The sequence below is a fragment of the bacterium genome, from assembly GCA_023135785.1.
In the GTDB taxonomy this organism is placed as follows: Bacteria; CAIJMQ01; CAIJMQ01; order CAIJMQ01; family CAIJMQ01; genus CAZNJA01.
Map to the genome: position 1 here is coordinate 19,967 of JAGLSL010000072.1, position 10,060 is coordinate 30,026.

The 10,060-nt window shown below is 35.7% G+C and carries 9 protein-coding genes; 2 read left to right on the forward strand and 7 right to left on the reverse strand.

The annotated features are described in order from the left end of the window. The first annotated feature begins 68 nt into the window (after nucleotides 1-68). Complete coding sequence (gene mutL, locus KAS42_05525; GenBank protein ID MCK4905678.1) at nucleotides 69-1,877, forward strand: DNA mismatch repair endonuclease MutL; 1,809 nt, start codon at nucleotides 69-71, stop codon at nucleotides 1,875-1,877. A gap of 2 nt (nucleotides 1,878-1,879) precedes the next feature. Here the strand turns inward: mutL and argH are convergent, their stop codons facing one another. The 4 genes from argH to maf form a co-directional block, all read right to left on the reverse strand. After that, entirely contained in the window at nucleotides 1,880-3,226 is a 1,347-nt protein-coding gene (gene argH, locus KAS42_05530) for an argininosuccinate lyase (protein ID MCK4905679.1), read from the reverse strand. Nucleotides 3,227-3,400: 174 nt separating this feature from the next. Continuing rightward, on the reverse strand, nucleotides 3,401-3,841 hold the full coding sequence (gene aroQ, locus KAS42_05535) for a type II 3-dehydroquinate dehydratase (GenBank protein ID MCK4905680.1): 441 nt from the start codon (nucleotides 3,839-3,841) through the stop codon (nucleotides 3,401-3,403). A gap of 294 nt (nucleotides 3,842-4,135) precedes the next feature. Further along, entirely contained in the window at nucleotides 4,136-5,845 is a 1,710-nt protein-coding gene (locus KAS42_05540) for an O-antigen ligase family protein (GenBank protein MCK4905681.1), read from the reverse strand. Between the two features lie 174 nt (nucleotides 5,846-6,019). Next, a complete protein-coding gene (gene maf / locus KAS42_05545; protein MCK4905682.1) occupies nucleotides 6,020-6,643 on the reverse strand; it encodes a septum formation protein Maf in 624 nt (207 codons plus the stop codon). Between the two features lie 109 nt (nucleotides 6,644-6,752). Between maf and KAS42_05550 the strand changes: the two genes are divergently transcribed. Further along, nucleotides 6,753-7,571 (forward strand): pyrroline-5-carboxylate reductase, encoded by an 819-nt coding sequence (locus KAS42_05550; protein MCK4905683.1) that lies wholly within the window; start codon nucleotides 6,753-6,755, stop codon nucleotides 7,569-7,571. Nucleotides 7,572-7,577: 6 nt separating this feature from the next. On the opposite strand, the gene KAS42_05555 is transcribed toward KAS42_05550, so the two are convergent. The 3 genes from KAS42_05555 to KAS42_05565 all read right to left on the reverse strand — a co-directional run. After that, nucleotides 7,578-8,795 carry a DNA recombination protein RmuC gene (locus tag KAS42_05555; GenBank protein MCK4905684.1) on the reverse strand — a complete coding sequence of 406 codons (1,218 nt, stop codon included), beginning with the start codon at nucleotides 8,793-8,795 and terminating at the stop codon, nucleotides 7,578-7,580. An 18-nt stretch (nucleotides 8,796-8,813) separates the two neighbouring features. Further along, entirely contained in the window at nucleotides 8,814-9,683 is an 870-nt protein-coding gene (locus KAS42_05560) for an HAD family hydrolase (GenBank protein ID MCK4905685.1), read from the reverse strand. Nucleotides 9,684-9,839: 156 nt separating this feature from the next. Continuing rightward, nucleotides 9,840-10,060, reverse strand: a 221-nt coding sequence (locus tag KAS42_05565; protein ID MCK4905686.1) for a phosphoribosyl-AMP cyclohydrolase, incomplete at its 5' end; no start/stop codon positions are given.

Sequence of the window (10,060 nt, forward strand, 5' to 3'; positions counted from 1 at the left end):
TACACGGCAGACCAAATGTCTTGGGAGCCTTTGTCTGATTTTTACTTCTCTGATAAAATACATCCGCTATGGGTAAAATTAGAATTCCTTGTGAAGACACAATCAAACGCATTGCGGCCGGGGAAGTAATAGAAAGACCGGTATCCGTCATAAAAGAATTGATTGAAAATTCATTGGATGCGGATGCAAAAAAAATAACAATTGAGCTTGAAGAAGGCGGAAAAAGACTTATAAGAGTCAGGGACGACGGCGATGGAATGACAAGAGATGACGCCGAACTTTGCCTAGAGCGTTATTCCACAAGCAAAATCCGCGATTTCAACGACCTATTAAAACTTTCCACTTTAGGATTCCGCGGCGAAGCTCTGCCTTCAATTGCAACAGCATCGCAACTTTCCATTCTTACAAAATCAAAAAAAGAATCAATAGGCATTTTGGTTGAAGCAGAAAACGGAAAGATAAAAAGAATAACCGAACAAGCCAGCCCTGAAGGGACTACTGTAACGGTTAAAAACCTTTTTTCTCATCTCCCTGCAAGAAGAAAATTTCTAAAAAACGACAACGTCGAATTAAGACATATATTAAACACTGTAACAAGAGAGGCATTGGCTCATCCCAAAATTGCGTTTCAGCTATTTCACAACAAAAAACAACGCATAAATACACCCCGCAGGGATAACAATTTAGATAAAATTATAGACTTTTGGGGCAAAGAGTTCGCTTCCGAACTTATCCCTCTTAAAATAGAAAATATCTTTTTTCACATCGAAGGATTTATATGTAAGCCTTTCTTCGCCAGAAGAAAATCTGGCATGCAATATCTCTTTGTAAACGGCAGGATGATTTCAAGCGGTTTAATAGCATCCGCCTGCAAAAGAGGATATCAACCTGTTATACCGGAAGAAAGACAACCTCAAGTTTTTCTATTTCTTACGATAGATCCAAAAGAAATAGATATAAATGTGCATCCTTCTAAAGATATCATCAAATTTCAAAAGGGAAATGAAATCTTCGAAATCATCCGCGAAGGAGTAAGAAACTGTCTGAAAAATGCCAAACTTTTACCTGAAATATTTTTCAAAAAACCAAACGTAACAATAAAGACCTTTGATAAACCCTACACAAGGACGCCTTTAACTGAAAAAGATAAAAACACTCAATTGGGATTTACAGAATTTAAAAAAACACCAGTTCACCCCGTTAGAAATAAAATACTCGGGGATTCTATTGCAAGAGATGAAATAGAGGGAATTTCTAACGGGGTTAAAGAAAAGAGAGAAGATTATCTTCTTGTTTCTGATAAATTAAATATCAAAGTACAGATTAAAAACACCTACCTATTGGGAGAAGATTCTGAAGGAGTTTTTATGCTAGACCAGCATGCATCCCACGAGAGAGTTCTTTATGAGAAACTAAAAAAAGAAATGAAAACTTCAACTATTCAGGTGCAAAATCTTCTTATACCTGAAACGATAGAATTAAATAAGCACGAAGCTTCTATGATTACTGAAAATTTGGTTTTACTCAAAAAATTAGGATTCAACATTGAACCTTTTGGACAAAATACTTTTATAGTGCATTCCGTTCCCAAAACAATTAAAAAGTTATCTCCATCAGTTATCATTCTTGATATTGCCGAGGAGTTTGAAAATATGGACGAGAAATCTTCTGTGGAAGAATGTATGGAAAAAATTCTTACCGTAGTAGCATGTAAAGCGGCTATCAAAGCGGGAGACAAACTAACTGATGAAGAAATAAAATCTTTGATCAACCAATGGGAAAATACCGAATACAAAAATTGGTGTCCGCACGGAAGACCTACAGTAATAAGATTCAGCTGGAATGAAATAGAAAAAAGATTCAATAGAAAAGAATAAAATTATTTTAGTAGTTTAATCCTAACCGCCTTTAGTTTCTCTTTTTCCTGCTTCAAAAGGTTTTTATAGATGTCAACTTGTTTTTTATTTTCTTCTAAAGAAAGATTCCCAGTCGCTCCTTGATATTTTTTATCTTTTATATTTTTATACGGGTCTATTTTCCCCAATTTATCCAAATTTTTGGCAACTTTTTTATAAGCTTCACGAAACGGCATCCCCTTCTTTGCAAGTTTTGTGGCTTCATCAGCGGCAAAGACCTCTTTACTAAAACCTTTAACGAGTTTGTTTTCGTTTACTTTTAATTTGCCTACCAATATATCCATTACTACTAATGAAAGTTTAGTAATTTGGAAACCTTTAATAAGAGGCTCCTTTGTCAATTGCAAATCACTGTTATAACCTGAAGGTAAACCTTTGAGAATATTAAGAACCGTAAAAAGACAAGATTGGACCTGCACATATCTTGCTCTGACCTGCTCTAAGACATCCGGATTCCTTTTTTGAGGCATAACTGATGAACCCAAAAGAGCTTCCCCGGGCAATGTGAAATATTCGAATTCTTCTCTTGTGAAAAGAATAAGGTCTTCGGATAACTTAGCTAAATCAAGCATAACTTGTACTAAAGCAAATAGTATTATTGATTCGATTTTCCCTCTGGAATTATTTACATAGAGAACGTTATTTTGTATTTTCTCAAAACCCAATAATTCCCTTAAAAGTTCTCTGTCAATTTCAAGATTACTGCCGTAAGATGCAGCCGAACCCAAGGCAGAGCGATTATTAAGAATATAGGCTGTTCTCAAAATTCTTAAATTGTCTACAAGAGATTCCGCGAAAGATGCCGCCCATAAGCCAACAGATGAAGGCATAGCTTTGCGGGAATGTGTATATCCGACCATGGGAATATCTTTATGTTTTTGTGCAAATCTCAATAGTGTTTCGATTAAAGCCAGAAGCGGTTCACCTAAAGATAAAAGTTTTTCTTTGGAATAGAGTCTTAAATCCGAAATCACCTGATCATTTCTTGAGCGGCCGATATGAATTTTTGCGCCCACAGAACAACATTTTTTAGTCAAGTAATTCTCCACAGCCGTATGCACATCTTCTTGTTCGCGACTTATTTTAAATTCACCTTTCTCCCATAACTTGATTATTTCTTTTAAACTTTTTTGAAGTTTAGACGTTTCTTGCTTATTCAATATTCCTATCGAATTTAACATCTTAACCTGCGCAATATTTGTAAAAACATCGGCTTCTACAAGTTCATTGTCCAGTATATAGTCCTCGCCCACAGTAAATTCTTCTATGTCTCGAAGAAGCTTGTAATTTTTTCCCCACAATTTAGCCATTTTAAAATGCCCTTTCTATCCCGATGTTACGCCTGCCCGCCAAACGAGTTCTTTGGCAGGCGGGTCGGAACATTTTCATTCTCTTTTGTACCGATTTATCGGCACAAATGTTTCATTTGGTTATTTATCGTCTGTGTAATCTGTTCTTAAAATCTGTGTAATCAAACATCCTTTTTAGGATGTTTTTACCAAACTTAATAGCCCGTATAAAGCCAATACATAACTTTGTTTTCCAAAACCGGATATTGTAGCAACTGCTACGGGAGCAATAAGAGATTTTTGACGGAATTCTTCTCTTGCATAAATGTTGGATAAATGCACCTCTACAGTCGGAATGCCCAAAGCTTTAATCGCATCTCTTATGGCAACCGACGTGTGAGTATAAGCGGCAGGATTTATGATTATACCTTTAGCCCACTTCCTGTTATCCCCTAGGCAATTGACAATATCGCCTTCGCTGTTCGACTGAAAAGTTTTAAGCTCTATGTCATTCTTTTTTGCTTCTTTTTGCAAAAGTGAATTGATGCCCTCTAATGTGTCTTTCCCGTAAACATTAGGTTCTCTTTCGCCTAATAGATCAAGATTTGGACCGTGAATAACTAAAATTTTTATCATTTTTCAAGACTCCATTGAAAATAATTGTTCGCTTCGCTCGCATATAATGATAACACAGATTAAAAAATATCCGATTACACGGATAAACTAAATCTCTAATCGGTGTAATCTTCCTAAAATCTGTGTAATCATCAGTATTAATTAAACCAGAAACCAAGATTTCTTGCAAACCCTGAACCCTATATGGTTCAGGGTTTGTCTCGCCAATGTTTCCTGCCCGCCATCGTATTAATGGAGGGAGTGGCGGACAACCCACAGCCAAAATACTCTATATTATTTTCTAAACATAGTAAATCATTTTTTGCCGAAATTCGCCATTCGTTTATCTATTTCTTCTTTCAAAGAAACATCATACTCCAATGCTATTTGATATTCTCTTAATGCTTCATCTTTCTTATTTATGGCTATATAAATATCCCCCATCACGAGATGATTAACTCCATTAGTAGGATAGCAAGAAATTGCTTTTTCTATGTATTCCATCGCTTTTTCTTTATCATTTTTTAATAAACTTATCCAAGCCAATTCCCTGTAGTAAAGAGAACGGCACTTGTCATATTTTATAGCTTGATTCAAATGCTCGATTATTGTTGGAGTAAAATCTTTTCTTTCCTGAAACATTCTTTGTTTATAAATTTGGCTCAATAAATAATGATAACTCCTCCTATACTCATCCTCTCCCCAATCGCAATAAAGAATAGAAGATTGTAGTTGACTTATAGTTTCATCTACACTCTTGGAATTCATAGCTTTTAAACAATGCCCCTCAGCTGTAAAAACTCTAAAAAGCAAGAAAATAATAAAAACTGTCACAACAAATAAGGGAACAAAGAGTAATTTTTTATTTTTAACTTTTTTCTCTTCGCAATTTATGCCCAACGAAACACCCATAATCATAAAAAGAATAGACGGAACGCTGAAAACATAAAAACTAAAATCTCCCAAAGAATGAAATGCAAAAGATAGAACTGAAACATACCCTCCGTAAATAAAGACCTTTTGAGTTGACGAGAGATTATTGATATTTTTTATTTGCCGATTCATTTGCCTGAAGTAAAAGATAAAAATACTTAAGAATATTAAAAATCCCACAGCCCCAAGTTCTGTCCATATTTGAAGAAAATCGTTATGAGCCATCTGCGTTTCTTCGGCTTTGGGCAATTTATACTTTGCATAAATTCTACCGAAACTGCCCAGCCCAAAACCAACAAGAGGTTTTTCTTTGAGCATTTCTAACCCCGCCCGCCAATATTCCACTCTTACTCTTGAAGAAGCTTTGACCGGCTGTAATTTGTTTGCAATATAATCGCCGTTATAGGCAAAAAACATCGCAAAAGCGAGTAAGAAAACAAATCCGGCAACAGCTATTACTTTACGCGATTTAGGAACTTTAAACAGCAAAAACAAAAGCCAAGAAAGAATTAAAACAACTGTTCCGCCTTTTGAAAAAGTCAAAACAAACGCAAAAAGGATAAGCAAAGACAATGCGGAAAAGAATATTCTTTTTGCAATGATATGTTTTGTGTCGTTGTTTTTTTTATCGCAAAAGACAGCGGAAAAAATCGCAAACGGCAGAATCATCATAAGAAACGTGGCTAAAGTATTGGGATATAGAAATGTTGAAAATGCTCTATCTGTATTTAGCCGTGACATAAAATTAACTGAACCGGAAAATGTTATTTCATTTTTATATATTTGAAGATACTGCCGTGTCTCTTCCAATCCCCAGAAATATTGATGTATTGCATAAATAGATACTATTAAAGCGGAGAACAATAAAACCTCAAGGAATTTTTTTCTATCTTTGTCATTATCTACTACGTTGAAAGAAATAAAAAAGGCAAGCAAATAGAATAGAAAAGAGGAAACTTGAGTGAAAGTCGCAGGAACGCTTATGGTCCACGTTAACGACAAGACACTCCATAGAAAAAACAATCCTAAGGGAATATATAAGGGGTTACTTTTAACAAAATTGCTTTTTTGTTTGAATGAAATTACATACATCCAACAACCAAAAAGAAATAATAAAAAAATGGTGTAAATGATTATAAGTTGCGGCAAATTTAAAAATTCAGAAAAGGATAGGGGAAGCCGTCCAAGGGGGATGATAAACAGCAAAAACAAAAGCCCGATATAGATAATTTTGAATTTATTATCTGTCATTATTTTTATTGTATATTAACCTCGTAGATTTGCAAATATCAACGGGGTCAAATCGATTTCTAAATTCCATTGAACTTTTACTTCTTTTAGCATTTTGGAAAGTTTTCTTAAAGACAATCCCACCACATTATAATAATCGCCCTTCATCCATTCAATGAATTTGTCACCTTCCTCCTGAACCGCATAACTTCCTGCTTTATCTTTGCCTTCGCCGCTTTTTACATAATTTTCTATTTCTTCATCACTTATATCATTTCTCATTTTTACTTGGGTTATCCCAGAGCCTACAAGGCAAATATTTTTTTCTTTACACACAACAGCTATGCCTGTTATAACTCTTTGAACAGTTCCCTTGAGTTCTTTAAGAATTTCTACGGCTTCCATATCATCTTTAGGTTTGCCATAGATTCTACCACCCATTTCTACAATAGTATCAGCTCCTATAACAAGCGATTTAGAATATTTCCCTGCTATTACCTCCGCTTTTTTTAAGGCAAGTTTTTCTGCAATCTTGGGAAAATCACTTTGATTAACAGCAATATTTTCATCAACATCGGCAGGAACAATTTTAAACTCTCTGATAACTTTCCTTAGGAGTTCTTTTCTTTGTAAAGAAGCAGACGCAAGAATTATTTCCATCTTTAATAATTATATCAGAAGAAGCGATTGATAGAACAGTTCAGGGATGATAGAATTCAAGTTAGGAACCCTGAACCCAACGTGGTTCAGGGCAGGAAGGAGGCATATCTTGTTTGATATAAAAAATATAAGGATTGGAATAATCGGTTGTGGAAATATGGGCGAAGCATTGCTTGCGGGGTTATTAAATAAAAATGTATTTAAAAAACAAAACATTACCGTTAGCGAAAAACAAAAAGCGCGGTTGAAATCTCTGAAACGAAAATACTCTAAAATTAGTTTTGCAGAAAACAATCAATCTCTGATTGAAAATTCGTCAACAATAATACTTGCGATAAAACCACAGGATGCAGAATCTTTGCTTAAGGAAATATCTCCTTTTTTAACCGCTTCGCACCTGCTCATCTCAATCGCCGCAGGAATAAAAATATCATTCATAGAAAAAATAGTCGGAAACAAAATTCCCGTAACCAGAGTTATGCCGAATCTGCCCGCTTTAATAGGCAAAGGAATATCTGCTTATTGTGTTTCTAAAAAAGTTTCTCAAAAAAACGGGAAAACGGTGAAAGCAATTTTGGAAAGCGTAGGTGAAGTTCTAAAATTAAAAGAAAATAAGTTAGATGCTGTCACGGCTATATCCGGTTCAGGACCTGCTTATGTTTTCTATATGTTAGAAACAATGGCAGAAGCAGGAATTAAACTCGGGCTTACAAAAGAACAGGCAAAAACCCTTTCAGTCCAAACGATAGTCGGCGCAATAGATATGATAGAAAAAGGAGAGTGTCCCACTAACCTAAGACAAAGAGTAACCTCTCCTAAAGGCACAACTGAAGCCGCTTTAAAAGTTTTGGTTGACAGTAAATGGAAAGAAATCTTAATTGAGGCAATCAAAAAAGCCGAACAAAGAAGTAAGGAGTTGTCAAAATAAACTTTTTTAAATATCCTCTTCTTTGGTTTCTTCTTCAACCAAGGGAAGTGCTTCCTGCTCTTGGTCTTCAAATGCTATAGGTAACCTATGTTGTTTCCTCAATTCTTCAATTTTATTCAGAGGTTTTTCAAGTTGGTGTTTTCTTCTAGTAGTAAGAAGATCATATTCTTTCTGTGCTTCAGCAATGCGTTTACCCATCATCTCCATTTTCCCTACAAACGCCCCCCATTGTTTCCTGAATGCGCCTAACAATGACAATATCTCGTTTGAAGTCTTTTCTAAGGCAAAATTTTCCACTGCCTGACGGATAACAGCCAAAATTGCAAAAAGAGTCATTGGCGAACAAAAAATTATCTTATGTTTGAGCGCTTCATCAATAATTGAACTGTCTTGCTCATTTATAAATGCATAAACCTGTTCGTTGGGAATAAACAGGAGCGCATAATCAACCGTGTTTTTCTCCGGATTGATATATTCACGGGTTGTAATCTCTTTGACTCTTGCTTTCACATCTTTTAAAAAACCATTACGAAAACTTGCTTTGTCCGATTCCGAGTCAGCTTCAAGGAATTTCATGTAATTATTCAAAGGAAATTTAACATCCATATTAAGTTTTAGATGATTGGGCAGGAAAAAAGTAAAATCAGGTATTGAGCGTCCTTCCTCAACGGCTTTCTGTTTTACATAATTTACATTCTCAATAAGACCTGCCAGGCGCAATACATCTTCAGCCATCCTCTCACCCCACTGCCCTCTTGCTTTTGTGCTTGATAATGCTTCACGCAAAGTAACAGTTGTTTCCGCAAGATATTTAGTTTGTTCGCCGGCTTTTTTAAGCTCCGCAGTAAGTTCTCCGAATTTATTTTCTCTATCTTTCTCAAGTGCTTTCATAAGTTTAGATGCATCTTCCAACTTAGTAGTCATATTCTTCAGTTGCAGGTCAATAAGCCCTTTCTTCTCATTTAATTCTTTAACGTTTAATTCTCTTTCTTTCCCCAAAATTTCTTTTGATAACTTTATGGATTCCTCTGTAGACTTTTTGAGAGCGTCAAGAGATAAACTTCCGAAATTTGCTTTGACATTTTCTATGATGGCATCCATAGCAACTTTACGTTCAGTTTCGCTATCTCCTGCTGATTTTACATGCATTACCCTGATTATAAATGCAACAACCAGCCCCAAAATAAAACCCGCAAATAATGTAACAATCGGTACCCAGTTCATAGGATTATATTACACTCCTCATTTTTTCCAAGGTGGAACACTCGGTAAATACTTCTCAAATTTTCCTATAAGTCCCAACTCATATGTCCCTGCATATTCTTCAGCAAAAAATCTATCTAAGGCTTCATTATAAAACTTTTCCCAGCTTTCATCTTCTCTGCCGGGGTTAATCGGATAAAATAAAACATCGTTTTCTCTTGCAGCTTGCATATCACCCAAAGCGTCACCCACCATTAATATATGTTCTTTTTTGTATTTCCCTCCGGACGCTAACTTTAACTGCTCCCGTTTCTTCCCCAGCTCCTGCCCGCAAATAGCTCTTACATATTGCGCTAATTTGTGTTCCTTCCACTCTCTTTCTAAGGCTTCATTCGGAGAGACAGATACAACAATTAAATCGGCTTTCTGTTGAGCTTTTGCAAGCGATTCTTTCGCAAAAAGAAAAGATGGAATATCTTTAACGATTTCAGAAACTGCTTTATTAACAGCTTCGCTCCACTGAAGAGTGTTTTTAAGCACTGCGTCACCCATTTCCTCAACAATCGCCTTAAGAGAAGGATTCCCAAGTTTTGGCTCGTTCTTTATCCAGTCCCTCAAAGAACCTACTTCCGGCATTTTAAATTCTCTTTTCAAAACCTCAGGTCTATCCTTGAGCAAGTCAAAGACCATTAATAAAGCAGGGAATCTATTCATACCACGCCAACTTGAATAAAGATTTACAAACTCCTCTGTCTCTCTGACATATTTAGAAATCGGCTGCAGATTCCAATATTTTATGGTATTGGGAATAAAACATTCCTTTTGTTTTATCTCCATTGTGTCAAAAACACAACCGTCGGAATCCACACCTATGAAAAAATCTTTTTGAGGTTTAATCTCCCTCAACATTTCTTGTGTCAATTCCATTATTTGTGAAGCCTCCCCAATCTAAATTCTTTTTTTTGAAGGCGAAACATCCCGAACCAAAAACTTTGTTTTGGTACGGGACTAATCCAGCACCGAACTTTGTTCTGGTGCTGGGTCGCATCAACCGCAAAAATAGTACTAGTAAATGTCTTTTGGTTCGAAAATTTTCTTTTCTATTGTTTCAAGACTGCCGTCAGAGTTCACTTTTCTATAAAAACATGTTCTATAACCTTTGTGACAACTTGCACATTCTTGTTCTATTTTTATAAGCAATGTATCTTCGTCACAATCTAATAATATCTCCCTGACGTTTTGGATATGTCCTGAAGTTTCCCCTTTTTTCCACATTTTCTGTCTTG